The 21,464-nt window shown below is 71.6% G+C and carries 17 protein-coding genes; 9 read left to right on the top strand and 8 right to left on the bottom strand.

Features of this window, described 5'->3' with window-relative positions; translation table 11 throughout:
• The first annotated feature begins 84 nt into the window (after window positions 1-84).
• Window positions 85-315: a hypothetical protein gene (locus ACZ63F_RS18470; protein ID WP_469712216.1), complete on the top strand. Its 231-nt coding sequence runs from the start codon at window positions 85-87 to the stop codon at window positions 313-315.
• 99 nt (window positions 316-414) lie between these two features.
• On the opposite strand, the gene ACZ63F_RS18465 is transcribed toward ACZ63F_RS18470, so the two are convergent.
• The 5 genes from ACZ63F_RS18465 to ACZ63F_RS18445 form a co-directional block, all read right to left on the bottom strand.
• Entirely contained in the window at window positions 415-594 is a 180-nt protein-coding gene (locus tag ACZ63F_RS18465; protein WP_023586593.1) for a DUF6104 family protein, read from the bottom strand.
• A 122-nt stretch (window positions 595-716) separates the two neighbouring features.
• Window positions 717-4,538, bottom strand: coding sequence for a multifunctional oxoglutarate decarboxylase/oxoglutarate dehydrogenase thiamine pyrophosphate-binding subunit/dihydrolipoyllysine-residue succinyltransferase subunit (locus ACZ63F_RS18460; protein WP_469712214.1), 3,822 nt, complete (start codon window positions 4,536-4,538; stop codon window positions 717-719).
• A 326-nt stretch (window positions 4,539-4,864) separates the two neighbouring features.
• Complete coding sequence (locus ACZ63F_RS18455; RefSeq protein WP_469712213.1) at window positions 4,865-6,001, bottom strand: HAMP domain-containing sensor histidine kinase; 1,137 nt, start codon at window positions 5,999-6,001, stop codon at window positions 4,865-4,867.
• Window positions 5,998-6,738: a response regulator transcription factor gene (locus tag ACZ63F_RS18450; protein WP_093499134.1), complete on the bottom strand. Its 741-nt coding sequence runs from the start codon at window positions 6,736-6,738 to the stop codon at window positions 5,998-6,000. Before ACZ63F_RS18450 ends, ACZ63F_RS18455 begins: the two co-directional genes overlap by 4 nt.
• A 110-nt stretch (window positions 6,739-6,848) precedes the next feature.
• The gene (locus ACZ63F_RS18445; protein ID WP_469712211.1) at window positions 6,849-7,538 is read right to left on the bottom strand and encodes a spermidine synthase family protein; all 690 of its coding nucleotides are present in this window, start codon (window positions 7,536-7,538) and stop codon (window positions 6,849-6,851) included.
• A 254-nt stretch (window positions 7,539-7,792) separates the two neighbouring features.
• Here ACZ63F_RS18445 and ACZ63F_RS18440 point away from each other — a divergent pair, with 254 nt between their 5' ends.
• The gene (locus ACZ63F_RS18440; RefSeq protein WP_469712210.1) at window positions 7,793-8,590 is read left to right on the top strand and encodes a rhomboid-like protein; all 798 of its coding nucleotides are present in this window, start codon (window positions 7,793-7,795) and stop codon (window positions 8,588-8,590) included.
• Between the two features lie 388 nt (window positions 8,591-8,978).
• Here ACZ63F_RS18440 and ACZ63F_RS18435 read toward each other — a convergent pair whose 3' ends face one another.
• On the bottom strand, window positions 8,979-9,782 hold the full coding sequence (locus ACZ63F_RS18435) for a GNAT family N-acetyltransferase (RefSeq protein WP_469712208.1): 804 nt from the start codon (window positions 9,780-9,782) through the stop codon (window positions 8,979-8,981).
• A 172-nt stretch (window positions 9,783-9,954) separates the two neighbouring features.
• Here ACZ63F_RS18435 and lon point away from each other — a divergent pair, with 172 nt between their 5' ends.
• The gene (gene lon, locus ACZ63F_RS18430) at window positions 9,955-12,375 is read left to right on the top strand and encodes an endopeptidase La (protein ID WP_469712207.1); all 2,421 of its coding nucleotides are present in this window, start codon (window positions 9,955-9,957) and stop codon (window positions 12,373-12,375) included.
• 169 nt (window positions 12,376-12,544) lie between these two features.
• On the opposite strand, the gene ACZ63F_RS18425 is transcribed toward lon, so the two are convergent.
• The gene (locus tag ACZ63F_RS18425; protein ID WP_469712205.1) at window positions 12,545-13,360 is read right to left on the bottom strand and encodes a lysozyme; all 816 of its coding nucleotides are present in this window, start codon (window positions 13,358-13,360) and stop codon (window positions 12,545-12,547) included.
• A 277-nt stretch (window positions 13,361-13,637) separates the two neighbouring features.
• On the opposite strand from ACZ63F_RS18425, the gene ACZ63F_RS18420 reads away from it, so the two are divergent.
• Window positions 13,638-14,129 (top strand): MarR family winged helix-turn-helix transcriptional regulator, encoded by a 492-nt coding sequence (locus ACZ63F_RS18420; RefSeq protein WP_351957855.1) that lies wholly within the window; start codon window positions 13,638-13,640, stop codon window positions 14,127-14,129.
• Window positions 14,130-14,265: 136 nt separating this feature from the next.
• Here ACZ63F_RS18420 and ACZ63F_RS18415 read toward each other — a convergent pair whose 3' ends face one another.
• Window positions 14,266-15,054 (bottom strand): protein phosphatase 2C domain-containing protein, encoded by a 789-nt coding sequence (locus ACZ63F_RS18415; RefSeq protein WP_469712203.1) that lies wholly within the window; start codon window positions 15,052-15,054, stop codon window positions 14,266-14,268.
• Window positions 15,055-15,438: 384 nt separating this feature from the next.
• On the opposite strand from ACZ63F_RS18415, the gene ACZ63F_RS18410 reads away from it, so the two are divergent.
• Genes ACZ63F_RS18410 through ACZ63F_RS18390 form a run of 5 tightly spaced genes read left to right on the top strand, consistent with a single transcriptional unit; the run spans window position 15,439 to window position 21,370 of the window.
• Window positions 15,439-18,537: a sensor histidine kinase gene (locus ACZ63F_RS18410; protein WP_469712202.1), complete on the top strand. Its 3,099-nt coding sequence runs from the start codon at window positions 15,439-15,441 to the stop codon at window positions 18,535-18,537.
• A complete protein-coding gene (locus ACZ63F_RS18405; RefSeq protein ID WP_469712200.1) occupies window positions 18,534-19,037 on the top strand; it encodes a roadblock/LC7 domain-containing protein in 504 nt (167 codons plus the stop codon). The genes ACZ63F_RS18410 and ACZ63F_RS18405 overlap by 4 nt, the downstream gene beginning before the upstream one ends.
• On the top strand, window positions 19,034-19,456 hold the full coding sequence (locus ACZ63F_RS18400; protein WP_093499124.1) for a DUF742 domain-containing protein: 423 nt from the start codon (window positions 19,034-19,036) through the stop codon (window positions 19,454-19,456). Before ACZ63F_RS18405 ends, ACZ63F_RS18400 begins: the two co-directional genes overlap by 4 nt.
• Window positions 19,437-20,072: a GTP-binding protein gene (locus ACZ63F_RS18395; protein ID WP_352362741.1), complete on the top strand. Its 636-nt coding sequence runs from the start codon at window positions 19,437-19,439 to the stop codon at window positions 20,070-20,072. Before ACZ63F_RS18400 ends, ACZ63F_RS18395 begins: the two co-directional genes overlap by 20 nt.
• Before the next feature lie 41 nt (window positions 20,073-20,113).
• Window positions 20,114-21,370 (top strand): styrene monooxygenase/indole monooxygenase family protein, encoded by a 1,257-nt coding sequence (locus ACZ63F_RS18390; protein ID WP_469712198.1) that lies wholly within the window; start codon window positions 20,114-20,116, stop codon window positions 21,368-21,370.
• The last annotated feature ends 94 nt before the right edge of the window (window positions 21,371-21,464 follow it).

Below are 21,464 nucleotides of genomic sequence, written 5' to 3'. Positions count from 1 at the left end.
CGGTGGGTCGTCCGTGGTGCCGTTCGGAGTCCTGAGCGGGTGGCATATCGGGCGATAAGTGGACGAATTGCTTACCTTGTGTGCATGTCGACGGATGAATCCAGAGCCGTCTCCCGGCCGCCGGAGGCTGAGGCGCAGGGCGCGGAAAGCGTGCCGCGGGCCCACCGGCTGGCCCTGGCCGAGGTGGCGGTGGGGCTGCCGGCCGCCGCGTGGGGGATGCGGCGGCGCAGCGTGGGGTGGGCGGCCGTGGGGGCGGTGCTGACGGTGCACGGGGTGCTGGAGCTGTCGTACGAGACGGTGTTTCCGCGGGACTGAGCGACGACGGGACCGGGACCGTACTTCGGCCGCGGGCCGGTGGGGCTGGTCGCGCAGTTCCCCGCCCCCCTTCGGGGCGCCGCCCTGGGAGGGGGGCGCCTACTCCTCGTCCTCGTCGTCCAGCCGGGCCAGCCAGGTGGCCAGGCGCTCCACCGGGACCTCGAAGTCGGGGTTCAGGTCGACGAAGGTGCGCAGCTGTTCCGCGAGCCACTCGAAGGTGACCTCTTCCTCTCCGCGCCGCTTCTCCAGTTCCTCGATGCCCCGGTCGGTGAAGTACATGGGTTGCTCTCCTGCTGCCTGCCTGTGTGGATGCCCGGTGGTGGGCGTCTACCAGCCTAGGCGGACGCCGAAGGGCCCGGCCCCCGAGGCGGGAACCGGGCCCTTCGGCGTACTGGTGAGGCTTACGCCTCGAAGACCTCACGCACCAGCTGCTCCTGCTCGGCCTGGTGGCGCTTGGCCGAACCCACCGCCGGGGACGAGGAGTGCGGGCGGGAGATGCGGCGCAGGCGCTCGCCGGCCGGGACGTCCGCGCCGACCGCCAGGTCCAGGTGGTCGATCAGGTTGAGCGCGATGAACGGCCAGGCACCCTGGTTCGCCGGCTCCTCCTGGGTCCACAGGTACTTCTCGGCGTTCGGGTACTTGTTGACCTCGGCCTGGAGCTCGGCACCCGGCAGCGGGTACAGGCGCTCGAGGCGGATGATCGCGGTGTCCGTGACGCCGCGCTTCTGCCGCTCGGCCTCCAGGTCGTAGTAGACCTTGCCGGTGCAGAAGACGACCTTGCGGACCGCGGCCGGGTCGACCGAGGCGTCGCCGATGACGGGGCGGAACTGCCCGCTCGTGAACTCCTCCGCCTTCGAGGCCGCCGCCTTGAGGCGCAGCATCGACTTCGGGGTGAAGACGACCAGCGGCTTGTGGTGCGGGTTGTGCACCTGCCACCGCAGGAGGTGGAAGTAGTTCGACGGGAGGGTCGGCATCGCGACCGTCATGTTGTTCTGCGCGCACAGCTGCAGGAAGCGCTCGATGCGGGCCGAGGAGTGGTCCGGGCCCTGGCCCTCGTAGCCGTGCGGGAGCAGGAGCGTGACGCCGGAGGTCTGGCCCCACTTCTGCTCCGCCGCCGAGATGTACTCGTCGATGACCGACTGGGCGCCGTTGGTGAAGTCACCGAACTGCGCCTCCCACATCACCAGCGCGTCCGGACGGGCGAGCGAGTAGCCGTACTCGAAGCCCATCACCGCGTACTCGGAGAGCAGCGAGTTGTAGACGTTGTAGCGGGCCTGGTCCTCGGACAGGTAGAGGAGCGGCGTGTAGTCGGCGCCCGTCTCGCGGTCGATGAGGACCGCGTGGCGCTGGCCGAAGGTGCCGCGCTGGGAGTCCTGGCCGGACAGGCGCACCGGGGTGCCCTCCATCAGCAGCGAGCCGATGGCCAGGGTCTCGCCCATGCCCCAGTCGATCGTGCCGTCCTCGATCATCGCCGCCCGGCGCTGCAGCTGCGGCAGCAGACGCGGGTGGACGGTGAAGTAGTCCGGGATGTTGACCTGGGACTCGGCGATGCGCTTGACGACCTCCGTGGAGATCGCGGTCGGCACGGCGACCGGGAAGCCGTCCTGCGGCTCCTGGGCGGGCGCGGCGGCGGGCTGCGCGGTGGCCTCGCGGACCTCCGTGAAGACCTTCTCCAGCTGGCCCTGGTAGTCCTGCAGGGCCTGCTCGGCCTCTTCCAGGGTGATGTCGCCGCGACCGATCAGGGACTCGGTGTAGAGCTTGCGCACCGAGCGCTTCTTGTCGATCAGGTCGTACATCAGCGGCTGGGTGAAGGCCGGGTTGTCCGACTCGTTGTGACCGCGGCGGCGGTAGCAGATGAGGTCGATCACCACGTCCTTGTTGAACGCCTGGCGGAACTCGAAGGCCAGGCGCGCGACGCGCACGACCGCCTCCGGGTCGTCGCCGTTCACGTGGAAGATCGGGGCCTCGATCATGCGGGCCACGTCCGTCGCGTACATCGAGGAGCGCGAGGACTCCGGGGCGGCGGTGAAGCCGACCTGGTTGTTGATGACGATGTGGACCGTGCCGCCGGTGCGGTAGCCGCGCAGCTGCGACATGTTCAGGGTCTCGGCCACCACGCCCTGGCCCGCGAAGGCCGCGTCGCCGTGCAGCGCGACCGGCAGGACCGTGAAGTCCGTGCCGCCCTTGTTGATGATGTCCTGCTTGGCGCGGGCGATGCCCTCGATGACCGGGTCGACCGTCTCCAGGTGGGACGGGTTGGCGGCCAGCGAGACCTTGATCTGCTCGCCGTCCAGGCCGGTGAAGGTGCCCTCGGCGCCCAGGTGGTACTTCACGTCGCCGGAGCCGTGCATCGACTTCGGGTCGAGGTTGCCCTCGAACTCGCGGAAGATCTGCGCGTACGACTTGCCGACGATGTTGGCGAGGACGTTCAGGCGGCCGCGGTGGGCCATGCCGATGACGACCTCGTCCAGGCGGGACTCGGCGGCCGAGTCCAGGACGGCGTCGAGCAGCGGGATGACGGACTCGCCGCCCTCCAGGGAGAAGCGCTTCTGGCCGACGTACTTCGTCTGCAGGAAGGTCTCGAAGGCCTCCGCCGCGTTCAGCCGGCGCAGGATCCGCAGCTGCTCCTCGCGCTCCATCTTGGAGTGCGGGCGCTCCACGCGGTCCTGGATCCACTTGCGCTGCTTCGGGTCCTGGATGTGCATGAACTCGATGCCGGTGGTGCGGCAGTACGAGTCGCGCAGCACGCCGAGGATGTCGCGCAGCTTCATCATCGACTTGCCGGCGAAGCCGCCGACCGCGAAGTCGCGCTCCAGGTCCCACAGGGTGAGGCCGTGCTCGGTGATGTCCAGGTCGGGGTGCTTGCGCTGCTTGTACTCCAGCGGGTCGGTGTCGGCCATGACGTGGCCGCGGACCCGGTAGGAGTGGATCAGCTCGAAGACGCGGGCGGCCTTGGTGACGTCGTCGTCGTGGGAGGCGTCGATGTCCCTCAGCCAGCGGACCGGCTCGTAGGGGATGCGCAGGGCCTCGAAGATGTCGTCGTAGAAGCCGTTCTCGCCGAGGAGAAGGTTCGCGACGGAGCGCAGGAACTCGCCGGAGGCGGCGCCCTGGATGACCCGGTGGTCGTAGGTCGACGTGAGCGTCATGACCTTCGAGATGCCGAGCTTGTTCAGGGTGTCCTGGCTGGTGCCCTGGAACTCCGCCGGGTAGTCCATGGAGCCGACGCCCATGATGACCGACTGGCCGGGCATCAGACGCGGGACCGAGTGGACGGTGCCGAGGCCGCCGGGGTTGGTCAGGGAGACCGTGACGCCGGTGAAGTCGTCCATCGTCAGCTTGTTGTCGCGGGCGCGACGGACGATGTCCTCGTAGGCCTGCCAGAACTCGAAGAAGTTCAGCGTCTCGGCCTTCTTGATGGCCGCGACGACCAGCTGGCGGTCGCCGTTGGGCTTCACCAGGTCGATGGCCAGGCCCAGGTTGACGTGGGCCGGCTTGATCAGGGTCGGCTTGCCGTCCTTCTCGCCGAACGCGTAGTTCATCGACGGCATGGCCTTGATCGCCTGGACCATCGCGAAGCCGATCAGGTGCGTGAAGGAGATCTTCCCGCCCCGGGCGCGCTTCAGGTGGTTGTTGATGACGATCCGGTTGTCGAAGAGCAGCTTCACCGGGACCGCGCGGACCGAGGTGGCCGTCGGCAGCTCCAGCGAGGCGTTCATGTTCTTCGCGACGGCCGCGGCCGGACCACGCAGCGTGACCAGCTCGGGGCCCTCCGGGGCCTGGCCGGCGGGCGCGGCGGCCTTGGCGGCGGCGGCCGGCTTCGCGGCGGCCGGGGCCGGCGCGGCAACGGGCTTCGCGGGCGCCGGGGCGGGCGCTGCGGCCTTCGGAGCGGCAGGCGCGGCCGGAGCGGGCGCGGCGGGCGTCTGGGCGGCCGGAGCGGCCGCGGCGGGCGCCGGAGCCGCCGGCTGGGCCGGCGCGGGCGTGGAGGTGGTGCCCGCGGCCCCCGCGGCCGCGGTACCCGCCGGAGCCGAGGCGGCGGGCGCCCCCGGCTTGTAGTCGGCAAAGAAGTCCCACCAGGCTCGGTCTACCGAATTCGGGTCCTGGAGGTACTGCTGATAGATCTCGTCGACGAGCCACTCGTTCGGTCCGAACGCGGCTGCGGGGTTCTTGCCCGCTTGGTCTGCGTCGGTCGAGATGCTCGAGTTACTGGGGGACTGTGGCGACACGGCGGCAACCGCCCTCTTCCGCTTCACAAGGTTATGGACAGCGGGAATAAAGGCTACGCCTCCAAGACCGCGAAGGTCAGGTCGGGCAGGTTCATCGTCGCGTAAGTCACATCGAAAACTGTGTTTCAGGGCTTGATATGGCGGGAAACAAGCGTGGTTGTGTTGCGCAGGGTCTGAACCGGGCATGGCTCCGCCAGGCCGGCGACCACCTCACGCCGAACCCCCGCGCGACATGCGCGGGGGCCGCACCTGATCACACGTGTCCGGCGGCGCGGACGACCGCGCCGGGCACAGATGGATCTTGAGGCTCCGGTTCGAACTTTACGTCAACTTGGGATGGATGAAAGCCCCGGGAGGGTGACGATAATCCTGCAGCCCCGGTCGGATTCGGCCACACCGATCCGGCCGCCGTGCAGATCCACCGCCCAGCGGGCGATCGCCAGGCCCAGCCCGGTGCCGCCGTCGCTGCCCGGCCCGTGCGGCCGCCGTACCGAGCCGCGGTTGAAGCGCTCGAAGACGCGGTGCCACTCCGAGCGCGGAATGCCCGGGCCCTCGTCCAGGACCTCCAGCTCCAGCGACTCCGGCTGTGGTCCGCGCCGTGCCCGCACGGTCACCCGGCCGTGCGCGGGGCTGTGCTTGACCGCGTTGTCGATGAGGTTCGCCACCACCTGGTGGATGCGCTCAGGGTCGGCGTGCGCGGTCAGCTCGGGCGGCGAGACGTCGAGGTGCAGATGGACGTCCTTGCGCGTGTGGTTCCCCGAGCCCGAGGCCATGCCCCCGCGCGCCCCGGCGACCATGTTGGCCTCCTTGAGCACGCCCGAGAGGTACGGCCACACCTCGAAGCGGCGCTGGCGCAGCGGGACCACGCCGTTGTCGAGCCGGGACAGGTCGAGGAGGGTCTCCACGAGCCGGCCGAGGCGCTCGGTCTGCTTCAGGGCCGTGCGCATGGTCTCGGTGTCCGGCTCGGCGATCCCGTCGACGACGTTCTCCAGGACGGCCCGCAGTCCCGCGATGGGCGTGCGCAGCTCGTGCGAGACGTTCGCGACCAGCTCCTTGCGCTGGCGGTCCTGGGCCTCCAGCTCGTCGGCCATGACGTTGATCGTCTCGGCCAGGTCGCCCAGCTCGTCCCGGCGGTTCTCGCGCACCCGGCGCGTGTAGTCGCCCTGCGATATCGACCGGGCGACCGCGTTCATGTCGTCCAGCGGCGCGGTGAGCGAATGCGCCACGAACTGCGTTATCAGCAGGGTGGCGATCATCGAGAAGACCGTGATGAAGCGCAGCTCCGTCTTGGTGTGCACCGCGACGATCGACAGACCTGTGGTGATCAGGACCGAGACGACGACCAGCGCGCCCAGCTTGGTCTTGATCGAGAACGGACGTACACCGCCCCAGGGCTCCTCCCCGGAGCCCCCCGGGCCCCCGGGACCCCCGGGGCCTCTTGGTCCGGCCGGCCCGGCGCTCATGGCGTCGGGGTCTCCAGCGCGTAGCCCACGCCGTGCACGGTGCGGATCCGCTCGGCGCCGATCTTCCGGCGCAGCGCCTTGATGTGGCTGTCGACCGTGCGGGTGCCGGAGGCGTCCGCCCAGTCCCACACCTCGGCGAGCAGCTGCTCACGGGAGAGCACCGCGCGCGGGGTGTTCGCCAGGCACACCAGGAGGTCGAACTCGGTGGGGGTCAGGTGCACGTCCTCGCTGCGCACCCGGACCCGGCGCTGCGCGTGGTCGATCTCCAGCTCGCCGAGGCGCAGGATGCCGGAGCGGGGCGTGGAGGCCGCGATGGCCGCCCGCTCCACCCGCCGCAGCAGCACGTGCACGCGCGCCGCCAGCTCCCGCATGGAGAACGGCTTGGTCATGTAGTCGTCGGCGCCGACCCCGAGGCCGACCAGCATGTCGGTCTCGTCGTCCCGCGCGGTGAGCATGAGCACCGGCACCGGCCGGGCGGCCTGCACGCGCCGGCAGACCTCCAGACCGTCGAAGCCGGGCAGCATGATGTCGAGGATCAGCAGGTCGGGCTGCCAGGCCTCGGCGGTGTCGACGGCCGCCGGACCGTCGCCCGCCGTTTGCACGAGGAATCCCTCGGCGCGCAGGCGGGCCGCGATGGCGTCGACGATCGTGGGGTCGTCCTCGACGACCAGAACCCGGCGCTGCGCGCCCTGAGTGGCCGTCGCCGTGCCGTTGTGGGAGGTGTGTGTCTGCTCCATCGCCCGCCCCTGTGTGCTTTCCGGAACCAGTGGGGTGATCCCATGACTGCGATTGACGCTTGAATGATCCGCGTCAGGGATGCACATTACGGGGACAGGAGGCGCACTCGCTATCCAGGGCGGACGGCAAGGTGAACGACGTCCGGAACGCCCCGGGCAACGGGGATCTCTTCGGTACGCACCCGTTGGAAACCGGCATTCCGCAAGGTTCCCTCGAATTCCGCAGAGGGCTGCGCCGACCATACGGCAAGTACTCCGCCGGGCCTCAACACCCTTGCGCAGCTTGCGAGTCCGGCTGGTGAGTAGAGCCCCTCGTTGCCCTGGTCGACGGTCCAGCCGGGGCCGTTGTCGATGTCCAGGCACAGGGCGTCGAACGTGTCCGATGTCTCATTGACGTAAGTGACGAGATCGCGCTCGACGATCACCGTGCGCGGATCGGCGAGCGCGCGGCCGGAGACCGCGGCGAGCGGACCGTCCCGGTGCCAGCCGACGACCGCCGTCTCCCGCTCCACGACCGTGATCCGTCCCCAGCCGGGCTCCTGCGCGGCGCGGGCGAGCGAGAACCCGACGCCCAGCCCGCCGATCAGCACCGCCGGCTCGCTCCGTCCGTCCAGCGCCCGGAACGCGGCGTCCACCAGCAGCCGTTCCGAGCGTCCGTCGGAGGTGTCCATCAGGAAGCAGCCGTTGGCGATGATTTGCAGGAGTCCGCCGTGCCGGCGCAGCACCACCTCGCCGTACGGTCCGTCCCGCCGGTCCAGGACCACCGGGCGGCTGTCGGGTGCGGAGGCCGAGGTCGTCATGGGGGCCATCCTGCCCCAACAGGGCTTTGCGGCCAGCCGAATTACGAGTGCCGGGCAGCCGCCCGGGTGTCACCCGTTCGAGGGGACGCCCGGCGCTTCGCGCCCACGGGTGACGGGAAGCGGCTCGTATGGTTCCTCTTGACCCCTCTTGGTTCTTCAGAAAATCCTTTGAATCGTTCCGTGGGTGGCCTCGGTCATAGACAGCGGTTCGTGGGACGGCGAAGGGTGGGGCGAAACGGAAGGAGCCCCTCACCGTGGAACGGACCGCGAGGGCCGCATCGACGCCCACGCCCGAGCCCCTTCCCGCCGCGGACCTCGCCGCACTCCTCGACGGCGTGCCCCGCCAGCGCGGCCCGGCCGCTGCGCCGGCCCCGAGGCTTCCGCGCACGGTCCTCCTCCCGCGCCCCTGGCGGCTCTTCCCCAGCCCCACCGGCACCCCCGTCACCTTCGCCTACACGGCGATCCTGGCCCTCACCTCGCTCTTCGCGAGCTGGGCCAGCCCCGGTCTGCTGTACGCGCTCTACCAGGACTCCAGCACCGACGTCGCCCACCTGCTGCGCACCCCGGTCTTCGTCCTGCTGGCCAGCGCGCTGTGGATCGCGGGCGGGCTGCTGTCGCCGTACGCGCTGGCCTTCGTGCTCGTCCTGACCGCACTGGAGCGGCGGATAGGCGGTGCCCGCGCGATCCTCGTCTTCCTGGCCGGCCATGTCCTCGCCACCCTCGCGACCGAGGTCCCGGTCGGCCTCGCGGTCCTGGCCGGCCACCTTCCCGACACCTCGCTGCACCGCCTCGACTACGGCATCAGCTTCGGCGTGGCCGCCAGCATCGGCGCGCTCTGCGGCCTCCTCGCCCCCTGGGTGCGCTGGCCGCTGCTCGCCCTGGTCGGCTACAGCCTCGTCACCGACCTCATCGCCTTCCAGGACCCGATGACCAACTGGGGGCACCTGATCTCGCTGGGCATCGGCACGGGGCTCTGGCCGTTGGTCCGGCGCTGGCGGCGGGAGCGGGTCCAGGCCCTGGCCCCGGCCGGCGTCGTCCCCGTGGCCCCCTGAGCGCTCAGCCGCGCCGCGCCGCCGAGCCGCGTTGTGTACCGCCTTGCCCTGTCCGTCCGGCGGCGGTTTCGGGTCCTTTCCCGTGAGTTGTGTTGCGGTGGTGTGGCGGTGCCGCCATCTCTTTCCGCCGCAACGGCGCTCAGCCGCAACGGCGCTCAGCCGCGACGGCGTTGTTCGGCGGTGCCGGACCGGCCGGGGCGCCGCGCCGTTGTGACAGGCGGTCGGGGGCCGGGTGCGGGTGCGTCGTGGCTGGTCGCGCAGTTCCCCGCGCCCCTGGCGGGGCGCTTCAGTGGGCCGGGGGTTCAACGCCGGGGAGGGGCGGTCGGGAAGCCGGGTGCGGGTGCGTCGTGGCCGGTCGCGCAGTTCCCCGCGCCCCTGGCGGGGCGCTTCAGTGGGCCGGGGTCCAGACGTACGGGGTTGTTGTCGTCAGCGTTCTGAAGCCCAGGCGCTTCAGGATCGGGGCGCTGGCGGACGAGGCCTCCACGAGGAGGTAGGGGGTGTTCCTGGCTGCCGCTCGGGTCGCTCGCAGGGCGACCAGTGCGCGGTAGATGCCCTTGCCGCGCCACTCGGCCAGGGTGGAGCCGCCCAGCAGCATGGCGAAGTCCGTGCCGGGGCGGAAGGCCACCCAGGCGGCCGAGACGACCTCTCCGGCGGCCTCGGCCACGAACACCTCGTTGTCGTCGGGGGCGACCGTGAGCCGGCCGCGCAGGTAGCCCGCGAGCCACGACATGTCCTCGCCCCACACCGCGCTTTCCAGCGCGGCGATCCGCCCCAGGTCCGCGTCGGCGGTGACCCGGCGCAGGGTCACGCCAGGCGGCAGGGCGGCCGCGGCCACGGCCGACTCGTCGACCAGGGCGATCACCACCGTCTCCCGCGGCTCCGGCACGAAGCCCGCCGCGCGCAGCCGGTCGGGGAGGTCCGCCGGGGCGTCGTGCCCGCGCGTCTTCCACTCCACGGCCTCGCCGCGCGCCGCGAAGAAGTCCCGCTGCCGGGCGATCAGCGCGTCCAGTTCGGGGCCGCGCACCCCGCCCCAGTCGCGCGGCCCGGTCACGAAGCCGCGGTGCTGGCCCACCACCCGCAGGGCGGGGCCGTCGTGCTCGTAGGTGATGCCGGGCGCGGGGACGGGCTGGACGGCGCGCATCTGGGCGTCGTAGGCGGCGAGCAGGGCCGCGTCGAGGTCGGTGTCGGTCACCGGCCGACCGTACGGGGAATGAGCCCGCGCGGAGCAACTGTTTTCACGGGCGCGGGACCGTGTTCGGCCAGGTCGGCACTCGATCGCTCAGAGCGAACATATGCATGGGAACATTTCTGGGCTCCTGAACATTGAGTCGGCATAGCTCAAGTTGACTGCCGAAGGGGAGATCATGGCTTCGACGTCCGCATCACTCACCCTCCCTGTGCTGCCTCTCGACGGCGAGGTCGTGCTGCCCGGGATGGTGGTCCCGCTGGACCTGAAGGACCCCGATGTACGCGCCGCCGTGGAGGCCGCGCAGGCCGCCGCCCGCACCGAGCCCGGCAAGCCCAGGGTGCTGCTGGTGCCGCGGGTCGACGGGGCCTACCCGAGCACCGGTGTGCTCGGCACGGTCGAACAGGTCGGCCGCCTTGCCGACGGTGACCCCGGCGCGCTGATCCGCGGCCGCTCCCGGGTGCGCATCGGCGCCGGTACGACCGGCCCGGGTGCCGCCCTGTGGGTGGAGGGCACCCGTATCGACGAGAACGTCCCGGACCCGGTGCCCGGTCATGTCACCGAGCTGGTCAAGGAGTACAAGGCCCTCGCCACCGCCTGGCTGCGCAAGCGCGGCGCCTGGCAGGTCGTGGACCGGGTGCAGGCCATCGACGACGTCTCCCAGCTGGCCGACAACTCCGGTTACTCGCCCTTCCTGACCACCGAGCAGAAGATCGAACTGCTGGAGACCGTCGACGCGGTCGCCCGCCTGAAGCTGGCCACCCAGCACCTGCGCGACCACCTCGCGGAGCAGGACGTGGCGGAGACCATCGCCAAGGACGTCCAGGAGGGCGTCGACAAGCAGCACCGCGAGTTCCTGCTCCGCCGCCAGCTGGAGGCGGTGCGCAAGGAGCTGCGCGAGCTGAACGGCGACGCCGCCAAGGACGGCGAGGAGTCCGACGACTACCGCGCCCGCGTGGAGGCCGCCGACCTGCCGGAGAAGGTCCGCGAGGCCGCCCTCAAGGAGGTCGACAAGCTGGAGCGCTCCAGCGACCAGTCGCCCGAGGGCTCGTGGATCCGCACCTGGCTGGACACGGTCCTGGAACTGCCGTGGAACGAGCGGACCGAGGACCAGTACGACATCCAGGGCGCCAAGGCGATCCTGGACGCCGAGCACGCGGGCCTGGAGGACGTGAAGGAACGGATCACCGAGTACCTGGCGGTGCGCAAGCGCCGCAGCGACCGGGGGCTCGGAGTCATCGGCGGTCGTCGCGGCGGTGCCGTGCTGGCGCTCGTCGGTCCGCCCGGTGTCGGCAAGACCTCGCTCGGTGAGTCGGTCGCGCATGCGATGGGCCGGAAGTTCGTCCGGGTCGCCCTCGGCGGCGTCCGGGACGAGGCCGAGATCCGCGGCCACCGCCGTACGTACGTCGGCGCGCTGCCCGGCCGGATCGTCCGCGCCATCAAGGAGGCCGGTTCGATGAACCCGGTCGTCCTGCTCGACGAGATCGACAAGGTGGGCTCCGACTTCCGCGGCGACCCGGCCGCGGCCCTGCTCGAAGTCCTCGACCCGGCGCAGAACCACACCTTCCGCGACCACTACCTGGAGGTCGAGCTCGACCTGTCCGACGTCGTGTTCCTCGCGACGGCGAACGTCCTGGAGGCCATCCCGGAGGCCCTGCTCGACCGCATGGAGCTGGTCCGCCTGGACGGCTACACCGAGGACGAGAAGGTCGTCATCGCCCGTGACCACCTGCTCCCGCGCCAGCTGGAGCGGGCGGGCCTGGCCGAGGACGAGGTGAGCCTCGACGAGAGCGCGCTGCGCAAGCTCGCCGGCGAGTACACCCGCGAGGCGGGCGTGCGCACCCTGGAGCGGTCGATCGCCCGGCTGCTCCGCAAGGTCGCGGCCCAGCACGAACTGGGCGAGCGGGAGCTGCCGTTCACCATCAGGGACGAGGACCTGCGCGCCCTGATCGGCCGGCCGCACCACGTGCCCGAGTCCGCCCAGGACCCGGCCGAGCGCCGCACCGCGGTCCCGGGTGTGGCGACGGGCCTCGCGGTCACGGGAGCGGGTGGTGACGTCCTGTTCGTCGAGGCGTCCCTCGCCGATCCGGAGACGGGCGCGGCGGGTCTGACCCTCACCGGCCAGCTGGGTGACGTGATGAAGGAGAGCGCGCAGATCGCCCTGTCCTTCCTCCGCTCGCACGGCGCCGAACTGGAACTCCCGGTCGGTGACCTGAAGGACCGGGGCGTGCACATCCACTTCCCGGCGGGCGCGGTCCCGAAGGACGGCCCGAGCGCAGGCGTCACGATGACGACGGCCCTCGCGTCGCTGCTCTCGGGGCGGCTGGTCCGCACGGACGTGGCGATGACCGGCGAGGTCTCGCTGACCGGCCGGGTGCTGCCGATCGGCGGCGTGAAGCAGAAGCTGCTCGCCGCCCAGCGCGCCGGGGTGACGACCGTCATCATCCCGAAGCGCAACGAGGCCGACCTGGACGACGTCCCGGCCGAGGTGCTGGACAAGCTCGACGTCCACGCCGTGACCGACGTCCGCCAGGTCCTGGAGCTGGCGCTCGCGCCTGCCGTGAACGGCGCGGCGCCGGAGGTTCCGGTAGCGGCGTGACGGACGCTGCCGGATGCAGAAGAGGGCCCGGGTCCCCGCGAGGGGGCCCGGGCCTTCGGGCTGTGCGCCGTCTTTCGTCCGCGGCGCGGTCGTGGCTGGTCGCGCGGTTCCTCCCCCGGCCTGAGCCGGGGGTACCCGCAACGCCCCTTCGGAGGCCCCGCGGGACCGCCTAGCCGTTGGCCAGCGCCACCACCCGGTCGAGGGCTCCGTTGAACTTGTCGTGGTCCCCGACCGTCGGCCCGGTCGACGTGTACTGCCACATCGTGTAGGTCGACCAGCCGGCCGGCAGGGTGCCGACCTCCGAGGCGTAGCGTGCGATCCACAGCGGGTTGGCGGAGGCGAAGCCGCCGTAGTTGCCGGTGCAGTCGGTCCACCAGCTGGTCGCCGTGTAGATGACGGCGGCCCGGCCGGTGCGGGCCTTGTACCGGTTCAGGAAGTCGGTGATCCAGGTGACCATCCCGCTCTTGGACTTGCCGTAGCAGGACGCGCCGTACGGGTTCCACTCGATGTCGAGGACGCCGGGAAGGGTCCGGCCGTCCTTGGACCAGCCGCCGCCGTGGTCGACGAAGTAGTCGGCCTGGGCGGCGCCGCCCGCGGTGTCCGGGGTCGCGAAGTGGTAGGCGCCGCGGATCATGCCGACGTCGTAGGAGCCGTTGTACTGCTTGGCGAAGGAGGGGTTGGTGTAGGACGTGCCTTCCGTCGCCTTGGAGTACGCCCATCTGACCCCGCTGCCGAGCAGGGTCGACCAGGAGACGTCGCCCTGGTAGCTGGCGACGTCGACGCCTTCGGTCTGGGTGGCGAGGTCGGTCTTGGGCGTGCCGCTGCGGCCGTCGTGGGCCAGGACGCCGATGCCCATGTACGCCGAACCGCGGGCCGGGACGGCCGGGCCGGACGCGTCGGCGTGGGCGGGGAGCGGGGAGAGCGCCGCGAGCAGCAGCGCCAGCAGGCCGGTCAGGAGTGTGGGGGCGGGTCTGTGCACGGGCATGACGTGCCTCCGTGGGGTGAGGTGAGGTCCCAGATATGCCAGAGGCGGTCGGTCAGCGCGGCGCGACACGACGCAGTGTCACACGGCACGACGCCACCGAATGGCGTGGGCATGCCAGCAATTGCCAGGATCCAGACGCTACGCACCGGCCGGACCCCCGGGGAAGGGGGTCCGGAGGCTGCCGTTGGTCTACGCCTGCGGAATACTTGGCGAGCTGCGGCGATGACGGGGTTTGACGGAAACTTTCAGGACTGCGAAACCGATCAGGGGTGCTGACGTGCACGAGGACGAAGAAGGCGTCGAACGGCGCGCCGCCACCGGGTTGACGCCGAGCGGGGCGGACCAGGAGTTCCTGGCCCTGGAACGCGAGTTGACGGTGCTGCTGCGCCGCGCCCGGGCCAGCCAGGGCGAGATGGCCCGGGAGGTCCACCCCGACCTGGAGTCCGCCGCGTACGGACTGCTCGTACGGCTCGACGAGTGCGGTGGCCAGCGCGCCACCGAACTGGCCGCCTACGTCGGCGTCGGCAAGGCCACCATGTCCCGCCAGCTGCGTGCCCTGGAGGAGCTCGGCCTGATCGCTCGGGAACCCGACCCGGCCGACGGGCGGGCCTGGCTGGTCGCCCTCACCGACGAGGGCCGGCGCCGCGTCGGCACGGTCCGCGAGGCCCGCCGTGGCCGCTACGTCCGCCAGCTCGCCCACTGGGACCGCACCGAGGTCGCGGAACTGGCACGGCTGCTGAGCCAGTTGAACGGCGTCATGGAGAAGTAGCGCCCCCTGGCTCCCGGGCCACCGGGCCCTTGGGCTCCCGGGCCCCAGAGCCCCGGCCGGGGGCCCCAGCCGCCGGGTCCCGGCTCCCGGGCCTCCACCGGACCGCCGTCCGGGGGCCACGGGGCCGCCGGGGGCCTCACAGCTCGACGTACACCACCGTCGCGTCGTCGTGCGTCTTGCTCCGCCGCAGGAACACCCGCTCCTCCCGGTCGGCCGCCTCCAGCTCCCGCACCCGGCCGACCAGCGCCTGCGCGCCCTCCTTGCGCACGACGTCGAGGAGGGCCGTCCAGTCGCCCTCCTGGAACTTCTCCGTCCAGCGGGTCGCCCCGTCCGTGAGCGCGGCCAGCGCCCGGACCTCGGCGCGGGGCACCGTCCCGGTGACCGCGCGGGCGGCCACCGAGGGGTCGGCGGCGGCCGTGAAGAAGCCGCCCTCCTTGTTGCGGACCGTGGCGTCGGCGATCGCGTCCGAGGCCAGCGAGGCGCGCGGCACCCGGTCGAGCCGGTCGTCCAGGACCGGGGTGACCGTGCCGTCGGGCGACCTCAGGAGCAGCGCCGAGTCGGACAGGACGAGGAACTCCACGGTCTGCGCGGACCAGCGGCTCAGCACGACCGTCGCCTGAGGGGTGCGCGGGTGAGAAAGGTCACAGGTGCCACCATGGGCGGCGGCTGTGCGGGCGATCGCCTGTTCGAGGATCTCCCGCAGCGTCAGATCTCCTCGCGAAACGGTCAGTTCGGTCAGGGCGCCGCCCAGCCGTGCGGTGAACCAGTGAACGGAATGCAGACACCCGGTGCCGTCCCGCGGCGGGGTGACTCCGTCCAGGACGATCACGCAACCCCCCTGCCCCGAGGCGGGAAGTCCGACACCGGCGAAGTCCTCGTTGGGGCGGTCGCGGGCGCCGGGTTCCGAAACGACTTCAGTACGCATTCGGCCAGTCTGCACGACCCCTCCACAGGCTTCACCAAAGGCTGGCAACCACCCCGGAATTGGCGCGGCACCGCAGGTCAGTCGCCTGTTTTGGGGTGGAATGACGCACTCCGGGAAGGTGCGGTGGCGAATCCTGCCAAAGCCTGCCGTCCGCGTCCAACCGGCCAGCCGGAAAAGGGTCCCGCACAGTCCTGCGGAACTTGCCCGCCAACTCCCCTCCGATGTTCACTCCTTCGGGTGGCGGGTGGGGCGATGTGAGACCACTGCCCGCACGCGCTGGGAGGGTCGGGGACCGTACAAGACGGGTGCACGCACCACTTGGCACCGAAATGCCGGGGATCATGACGGGGTGCCACCCGACCCCTTGGGTACACGAGTACAGGAATGCGAGCACCGGTGCAGAAGACGCGGCCTCGGCGCACAGGCACGAAGACGGCCTCCGAAACGGGCGCCGCGGCCCCCGTCGGCACCGGCCGCCCCAAGCACGTCCGCACCCGGCTGATCGTGGCCGTGGCCGTGGTCGCCGCGGCGATCGCGGGCGCCGGAGCACCCGCCCTGCTCACCGCCTCCGGGCAGCTGAGCGACTCCCAGGACCTGGTGACCCTGTCCGGCCGCACCCAGGACGCGCTGGCACTCGCCAACTCGCTCGCCGACGAGCGCGACGAGGTCACCTCCTACATCGCGGCCGGCCGCCCCAAGTCCAAGGCGCCCTCCGAGGACCGCAGCGCCCGCGTCGACCGCCAGGTCGAGGACCTCCGCGCGGACACCGACGCCCCCGGCTGGCTGCGCACCGACCTCGACGGCATCGCCGCCGTCCGCCGCTCCGCCCTCACCGGCAAGAGCACCGCCCTCGAAGCGCACCAGGCGTACTCGGCGACCATCACCGAACTGCACCGGCTCGCCGAGCAGCTGGCCGAGCAGATGCCCCCCAGGGCCGGCTCCGGCGCCTACGCGCTCGCCGAACTCGACTCCGCCGTCCAGCAGTCCGCCGCGGCCAGGGGCCTGCTGCTGGCCGCCCTGAACATCCCCAGCACCACCCAGACCACGATCAGCCCCCTCACCGGTCTGCCCGTCACCAGCACCACCACCTCCGAGACCGACAGGAAGCAGCGCGACGCGCTCACCGCGGCCGCCCAGCAGGCCAGGCTGCGCGCCGACGCGGCCCTCGCCGACTTCCGCGACACCGCGCCCAAGGCGGCGGTCGACTCGTACGACTCCACGGTCACCGGCGGTGACGTCAACGACGCCGACAAGTACCTGGCCGCCCTCACCGACCAGCCCACCTTCTCCGACGGCGACCTCGCCACCGGCACCAAGAAGCTTGACGCGGCGCTGTCCGCCCGGGTCGACCTGATGCGGGGCGTGGAGTCGGCCCTCTACGACCGCCGCACCAAGGACCTCGCGGCGCTCCGCGACGACGACGTCAACGCGCTGGAGATCCGGGTCGCGGTGGTCGGCGCCCTGATGCTGGTCGCGGTCGGCATCGCGACGGCCATGGCCCGCAGCCTCACCCGCCCCCTCTCCGTGCTCCGCCGGGGCTCGGCCCGCCTCGCCGGGGCCGAGGACCCGCGCACCGAGGAACCGATCACCTTCACCGGCCGCAACGACGAGTTCGCCCAGGTCGTCCGTTCCGTCAACGCCCTGCACGCGCACGCCGCCGAGCTCCACGACCGCATCGCCACCCTGGAGACCGACCGCAAGCACCTGGTCGGCCAGCGCCAGATGATGGCCGACGCCCGCGAGGAACTGCGCGCCGAGGTCGCCGACGCCGCCGCCCAGCTGGAGCGGCTGCGCTCCAGCATCGGCGGCACGTTCGTCAACCTGGCGCTGCGCACGCTCGGCCTGGTGGAGCGCCAGCTCGCCGTGATCGAGACCCTGGAGGAGCGCGAGCAGGACCCCGATCGCCTGTCGACCCTCTTCAAGCTCGACCACTTCGCCACGGTCATGCGCCGCCACAGCGAGAACCTCCTGGTCCTCGCCGGCACCGAACACGTCCAGCAGCACGCGGGCCCGATCCCGCTGGTGGACGTCGTCCGGGCGGCGGTCAGCGAGATCGAGCGCTACGAGCGGGTCCGGATCGCCGCCCTGCCCCCGCACGCGCACGTGGCCGGTTTCGCGGCCGACGACCTCTCCCACCTCCTCGCCGAGCTCATGGAGAACGCCACCGCGTCCTCCCCGCCCGACGTCCCCGTCGAGATCTCCGGCTGGCTGCTTGAGAGCGGCGAGGTCATGCTCTCCGTCCAGGACGAGGGCATCGGCATGACCGCCGACCGCATGGTCCGCCTCAACGGCCGCCTCGCCGAGTTCGACCCCGAGTCGCCCTACGACCAGGAGGGCGAGGGCGGTCTCGGTCTCGGCCTCTACGTGGTGGCCCGCCTCGCCCACCGGCACGGCGTCCGCGTCCAGCTGCGCGAGCAGAAGCAGGGCGGGGTGGCGGCGGTCGTGGTCCTGCCCCAGCAGCTGCTGGCCCAGGCCCCGCGGACCGCGGTCCCCTCACCCGCGACGGCCTCGGGCGGCGCCCACGCGTTCTCCCTCCCCGGCGCGGACGCCGAGGTCAACTCCAACGTCCTGTACGGCCGCTCGGCGTCCGGCGACCCGCTGGTGACGCTGGCGGAGAACGCGGTACGGCGGGCCGACGAGCAGCCCGCCCACGAGCAGCCCGCCCACGAGCAGACGCCGGCGCCGAAGGCCCAGGACGCCGAGCCGACGGCGCGGCCGAAGGCAGCGCCGGAGACGTTCGCCGAGACCACGATGGAGCTGCTGGTCCCGCTCACGGACCAGGATCCCCAGCCGGCCGAGCGGACCGAGCCACAGCCACGGACCGTTCCCGGCGAGGAGCGGACGCAGGCCGGTGCCGCCGAGGAGCGGACGCACCCTGCCGACGCCGAGATCCGGCCGCGGCGCCGGCGGGTCGAGGGTGACGACTGGCCCGGGTCGCCGGGTGCCGAGGACGAGGACCGGCCGCGGCGCCGGCGGGGCGAGGACGACGACTGGCCCAGGCCGCAGTCCGTGGACGCCGAGCACCACGCGCGTCCGCAACCCGCGGCCGCCGACGGCGAGTACGCCCCACCGGGGCCACCACCGGCACCCGACCTGGCCACCCGCAGGGGTGGTGCGGGCGGGAACGACTTCGGCGCGGCCGAAGAGCACTCCCGGCCGCTGCCCCGGCCCGCGACCGCCGAGGCCGAAGACGACGGTGACGCCGAGGACGAGGTCACCAGCAAGGGCCTCCCCAAGCGCACCCCCAGGATCACCGCCCCCGCCCCGGCACCCCGCCAGCGCAGCACCGGCGTCGACGCGGACGCCCTCCGCCGCAGGCTCGGCGGCTTCCGCCGGGGAGCCGACGCCGGACGGCGTGACGTCGAGGCGGAGATCGCCGAGCAGACCGGCCAGAACCAGGTGCCGAGCACCGTACGAGCCGTACCCGGAACAGCCGGATCCGAAGAAGCCACGGGGGGCACATCCGAGGAGGCAAGCAGTTGACCGCGCCCAGTACCTTCGGACTGAGCAGTGAGGCCCGCAACCTGCACTGGCTGCTGAGCAACCTCGTCGAGGAGGTGCCAGGGATCCAGTCCGTCGCCGTGGTCTCCTCCGACGGACTGCTCCTGCTCTCCTCGGACACCAGCCGCAACCAGGAGGCCCGCGAGGCACGGGACGAGAAGCGCAAGGGCCCCCGCGGCTCCTCGGCCGACCTCGCGACCGTCGTCTCCGGCATCGGCAGCCTGACCGTCGGTGCCGCCCGGCTGATGGACTTCGGCCCGGTCAAGCACACGATGGTCGCGATGGACGAGGGCAGCCTCTTCGTGATGTCGATCAGCGACGGCTCACTGCTGGGCGTGCACGGCAGCGCGGAGTGCGACATGAGCGTGGTGGCCTATCACATGGCACTGTTCGTCGGCCGCGCCGGCCACGTCCTCACCCCCGAACTGCGCACCGAGCTACGCAAGTCCCTTGAGGCCGACGCGACGAGGAGCGGCCGATGAGCAGCGCGCCGAAGAACCGCGGGCAGAACCTCCCGGTACGCGGCGGCGACCGCAAACCCGCCCGCGTCCGCCCCTACTCCCTCACCGGCGGCCGTACCCGCTTCGGCCACGTCCTGCTGGTGGAGACCTTCGTGGCCGCCCTCGAGGCCCCGGAGGAGCGCAAGGAACTGACGAATGGTTCCCTCAGCACCCGGGTGATGCCCGAGATGCAGGCCATCGTCGAACTGTGCCGCCGTATGCGGACGGTGGCCGAGATCGCCGCGTTGCTGAAGATGCCGCTCGGCGTGGTCCGGGTCCTGCTCAGCGACCTCGCGGACCAGGGAAAGATCCGTGTGTACGGAACCGGTACCGGGCACGGCGTCGGCCGCCCGGACCGCGCTCTGCTGGAAAGGGTGCTGAGTGGACTACGCCGTCTCTGACGCCACCGGCGTCAACCCGCTCCTCGACGAGGAGGAGCAGCCGCGGTCCTGGCAGACGGACCGCAGCCGGGCCCCCATCGCGACGAAGATAGTCGTGGCGGGCGGTTTCGGCGTCGGCAAGACCACGCTGGTCACCGCCGTCTCGGAGATCACGCCCCTGCAGACGGAGGCGCTGATGACCGAGGCGAGCGAGGAGACCGACGACCTCACCGCCACGCCCGGCAAGCTGACCACCACCGTGGCCATGGACTTCGGCCGCATCACGCTCGACGACGACCTGGTGCTCTACCTGTTCGGCACGCCGGGCCAGCAGCGGTTCTGGTTCATGTGGGACGACCTGGTGCGCGGCGCGATCGGCGCCGTCGTCCTCGCGGACACCCGGCGCCTGAAGGACTGCTTCCCCGCGCTGGACTACTTCGAGAGCTGCGGGCTGCCGTACGTCGTCGCGGTCAACCACTTCGACGGCAGCGAGCGCTTCGAGCCCGAGGACGTGCGCGAGGCATTGACGATCCCGCCGCGCATACCTGTAATGATCATGGACGCCCGCCGTCGGATCTCGGCCATCGAGACGCTGCTGTCCCTGGTCGCCCACGCGCTGGACGAAACTCCCGAGTAGCACCCGGGTAGATCTGCTGAACCCTTAGGAGCCACCACCGCATGCGGAAGATACTCGTCGTGGGGGCCGGCCAGGCCGGTCTCCAGCTCGCCCTCGGCCTCCAGTCGCACGGCTACGAGGTCACCCTGATGTCGAACCGGACCGCGGACGAGATCCGCTCCGGCCGGGTCATGTCGACGCAGTGCATGTTCCACACGGCACTGCAGCACGAGCGCGATCTCCAGCTGAACTTCTGGGAGTCCCAGGCCCCGAAGATCGAAGGACTCGGCGTCTCGGTCGCGGCCCCCGGCTCCTGGGGCGAGGGCCCCGCGGCCCGCGCCATCGACTGGGTGGGCAGGCTCGACGGGTACGCGCAGTCGGTCGACCAGCGGGTGAAGATGGCCGGCTGGATGGAGACCTTCGCGCAGCGCGGCGGCCAGCTGGTCATCCACGGCGCGGCGGTCGGCGACCTCGACTACTTCGCCCGCACCTACGACCTGGTGCTGGTCTCGGCCGGCAAGGGCGAACTGGTCCAGATGTTCGGCCGCGACGCCTCCCGCTCGCCGTACAGCGAGCCGCAGCGTGCGCTCGCCGTCGCCTACGTCCACGGCCTCGGCCCGCGCCCCGAGCACCCGGACTTCTACGCGGTCCGCTGCAACCTGGTCCCCGGCGTCGGCGAGCTCTTCGTCATGCCGACCCTGACCACCTCGGGACCCGCCGACATCCTCTTCTGGGAGGGCATACCCGGCGGCCCGCTGGACGTCTTCAACGGCGTCAAGGACCCCTCGGAGCACCTCTCCCTGACCCTGGAACTCATGGAGCGGTACACGCCCTGGGAGCACGCACGGGCCTCCAAGGTCGAGCTGACCGACGCCGGCGGCACCCTCGCCGGCCGCTACGCCCCCACCGTCCGCAACCCGATCGGCCGCCTCCCCGGCGGCGGCCTGGTCCTCGGCGTCGCGGACGTCGTCGTCGCCAACGACCCGATCACTGGTCAGGGCTCCAACTCGGCCTCCAAGTGCGCCGCCTCCTACCTCGCATCGATCCTCGAACGGGGTGAGAAGGAGTTCGACGAGACCTGGATGCAGGAGACGTTCGACCGCTACTGGAACACGGCCCAGCACGTCACCAAGTGGACGAACGCCATGCTGGCGCCCCCGCCGGAGCACATCCTCAACCTCATCGGCGCGGCAGGCCAGCTCCAGCCGGTCGCCGACCGCTTCGCCAACGCCTTCAACGACCCCGCCGACTTCGAGAACTTCTTCTACGAGCCGGAGAAGACGGAGGCCTACCTGGCCTCGGTGACCGCCGGCGCCTGATCGTTTTCGGCCGCGGGTGCGTGGGAGCTGCTCGCGCAGTTCCTCCCCCAGCCTTCGGTGTGCGGTGGTTGCTCGCGCAGTTCCCCGCGCCCCT

The organism is Streptomyces sp. NPDC104761 (assembly GCF_055583445.1).
This window is presented reverse-complemented; position numbering and strand designations above follow the sequence as displayed.

Bases quoted from the DNA above. Each gene is read 5' to 3' on its own strand.
- ACZ63F_RS18470 (WP_469712216.1), top strand. From the start codon at position 85: ATGTCGACGGATGAATCCAGAGCCGTCTCCCGGCCGCCGGAGGCTGAG.
- ACZ63F_RS18465 (WP_023586593.1), bottom strand. From the start codon at position 594: ATGTACTTCACCGACCGGGGCATCGAGGAACTGGAGAAGCGGCGCGGA.
- ACZ63F_RS18455 (WP_469712213.1), bottom strand. From the start codon at position 6,001: ATGAGCGCCGGGCCGGCCGGACCAAGAGGCCCCGGGGGTCCCGGGGGC.
- ACZ63F_RS18450 (WP_093499134.1), bottom strand. From the start codon at position 6,738: ATGGAGCAGACACACACCTCCCACAACGGCACGGCGACGGCCACTCAG.
- ACZ63F_RS18445 (WP_469712211.1), bottom strand. From the start codon at position 7,538: ATGACGACCTCGGCCTCCGCACCCGACAGCCGCCCGGTGGTCCTGGAC.
- lon (WP_469712207.1), top strand. From the start codon at position 9,955: ATGGCTTCGACGTCCGCATCACTCACCCTCCCTGTGCTGCCTCTCGAC.
- ACZ63F_RS18425 (WP_469712205.1), bottom strand. From the start codon at position 13,360: ATGCCCGTGCACAGACCCGCCCCCACACTCCTGACCGGCCTGCTGGCG.
- ACZ63F_RS18415 (WP_469712203.1), bottom strand. From the start codon at position 15,054: ATGCGTACTGAAGTCGTTTCGGAACCCGGCGCCCGCGACCGCCCCAAC.
- ACZ63F_RS18410 (WP_469712202.1), top strand. From the start codon at position 15,439: ATGCGAGCACCGGTGCAGAAGACGCGGCCTCGGCGCACAGGCACGAAG.
- ACZ63F_RS18400 (WP_093499124.1), top strand. From the start codon at position 19,034: ATGAGCAGCGCGCCGAAGAACCGCGGGCAGAACCTCCCGGTACGCGGC.
- ACZ63F_RS18390 (WP_469712198.1), top strand. From the start codon at position 20,114: ATGCGGAAGATACTCGTCGTGGGGGCCGGCCAGGCCGGTCTCCAGCTC.